The 2,140-nt window shown below is 55.0% G+C and carries 3 protein-coding genes and 1 pseudogene; all 4 read right to left on the reverse strand.

The features are described from left to right. Positions 1-160: 160 nt before the first annotated feature. On the reverse strand, positions 161-337 hold the full coding sequence (locus BQ9893_RS20980; RefSeq protein WP_005647389.1) for a hypothetical protein: 177 nt from the start codon (positions 335-337) through the stop codon (positions 161-163). Then, a complete protein-coding gene (locus BQ9893_RS20985) occupies positions 334-768 on the reverse strand; it encodes a hypothetical protein (protein WP_005647391.1) in 435 nt (144 codons plus the stop codon). The genes BQ9893_RS20980 and BQ9893_RS20985 overlap by 4 nt, the downstream gene beginning before the upstream one ends. A gap of 4 nt (positions 769-772) precedes the next feature. Beyond that, on the reverse strand, positions 773-1,060 hold the full coding sequence (locus tag BQ9893_RS20990; protein ID WP_005647393.1) for a hypothetical protein: 288 nt from the start codon (positions 1,058-1,060) through the stop codon (positions 773-775). A gap of 19 nt (positions 1,061-1,079) precedes the next feature. Next, positions 1,080-2,140 (reverse strand): annotated as a pseudogene (locus tag BQ9893_RS20995) (hypothetical protein); the annotation flags it as partial.

Below are 2,140 nucleotides of genomic sequence, written 5' to 3' on the forward strand. Positions count from 1 at the left end.
TAGGGGTGGCCTTGTCATCAATACTTTTGATATAGTTCTCCACCAACCGGCCGCTCACCGGAAGATTACCCGTGGATTCGTCACCGGACCAATCGGTCTTCTGCATATCCAGACCGTCCTCGTCATATACTTTCTTTGCCATATCGTTATTCTTTAAAAGTTATTTCATCCGTTTCCATCCATCCGTTCGGCTCCAAGGTTTGTCACCGCGCCAAAAGCCCGCGCCGAAACAACTCCTTATCGCCTGCCAAACCAGCTTGGCTCCTATATAGACCGCCGCCACCACCCGTTCACCTACGCGGATGGCCGTCACCTCTTTATCTCCAACATGGATCATCCCTGTTCCTCCTCGTAAATCAAGTAAATGGTCTTGCCGTCCTTTTCCGGGAGACTTTCAAACTCCTCCTCACTCATCTCCTCATGTTTGTAACCTTGGGCTATCGCGTCCTCGGCCTTCTTCGCGGCCGCCTCCGCCTTTGCCGCCGATTCACCCGCAGTTTGAATAGCTTTCTTTGTCTCCTGGGTGGCCGCTTCCATTTTCGGGGCCAGTTCCTCCACCCTTTCGGCAGCCTTGATCGCCCTTGCCGCCGCGTCATCGGCCGGCTTGCCCAGTAAGGTGATCGGGACGTTCACCAGCTTGTCACCTTTCTGCGCAGGCAGGGATTTGACCCCGCTCAGCGAGCCGACCGTCTCAAGGGATTCGACACTCTTGGACTCCGCCTTGACGACTTCCAGAATTTCCTGTTTTTCTTCTTCTGTAAATGCCATACCGCTACTCCTTTCTTTCTACAAGTTCATACACTTGCCCATAGCCTCCGGCTGTCAGACTCTCACCGCACACCTCCTTAATCAGGGTGACGTCTTCACTCTCCAAATCCAGCACGCCCCCGCCCTGGATGATACGCTGGCACAGGACATAAGCCTTGAACTTCTCGTCACGTCCCACGGGCTTGTCCTTCCCGTAATTGAACAGGGCCTCCGCCACGGCGGTGGCGACGTTGTCACCGTCAAGCTCGTTCCCTTTGAACCCCCTGAATCTCCTGTTTAAGTCAACTTTCATATTCTTTGGTTTTAAATGTTTATTCTCCTGTATAGCCGACAATGATGCCCCCCCTCACGATAAGTCTTATTTTGTCAAGGTCTGGATTCTGGGCGGCACCATCCCCCCAGTTCACACCCTCGTTATACACGTATGTACCGTCGGAATTACGACTCTTGATGTACCGGAACCCTTTCGACGCGCAAACATCACTTATCAATCCGTTACCGGTGTCCCTTACATCTACCGGACCGACAAAGAACCCGGCATAGGTCATACCGCTGGCCGGATAGGTCAAGGGGCCTGTCGACGCGTATATGGCGGCCCCACCGGAGGTCGCCCCGACCGACTTCACGCCGAACCGCCCGTCGGTGGCGCCATTGAAGGCCACGTCCACGATCCCCTCCGTCGAGGAGCTCGAGACCCCCAGTTTCAAACTCCGGGAATCGTTACCGAAATAATCGCGGCTCTTCCAATACAAGCGGCCGGACTCGATGGTGAAGCCGCCTATCTTGCCTTTATCGGCCTTGACGATCCCGCTGACGTTCGCGTTCCGGGTCTCGATGCTCCCGTCCGTGAGGACCTTGAAATAGCCGTTCGCCGTAACAAGCCCCTCCAGCTCGATCTGGTCGGCCCGGATGGTGACACCGGAAACAAGGTCCCCGAACTCGTCACGCTTGACATAGACCTTCAAATCCGCGCTCTTGACAAGACCGTTGTCGCTCACCCCTTGGGCGAACAGCTTGGAAAAATCAGCGGTCGTCACCAGGCCGGACTTGTTCTTCAGGCTTCCGTCAGCGTTGAAACGCTCGGATATGAGCCTGTTGTACTTCGATGTCGTAATGATGGATGACTCCTCCAGCACGTTACCGTCCTTGTCGAAATTCGCCGCCGCGATCTTGATCATCTTGTCCGACTGCTCGAAGAACGTGGCGTACTTATATGCCAGGGCATCCGTCCGGTCTGTCGAGAACACCAACAGGGACACTTGGATGACACCCGTGAACGACAGCTTGAAGTCACCCGTCCCGTTCCACAATCCGGAATGGTTGAGTACCTTTTCCCCGCCGACCGGCAAATCACCGTCGTAAGCGAACATAT

The sequence above is a fragment of the Parabacteroides massiliensis genome, assembly GCF_900155425.1.
In the GTDB taxonomy this organism is placed as follows: domain Bacteria; phylum Bacteroidota; class Bacteroidia; order Bacteroidales; family Tannerellaceae; genus Parabacteroides; species Parabacteroides massiliensis.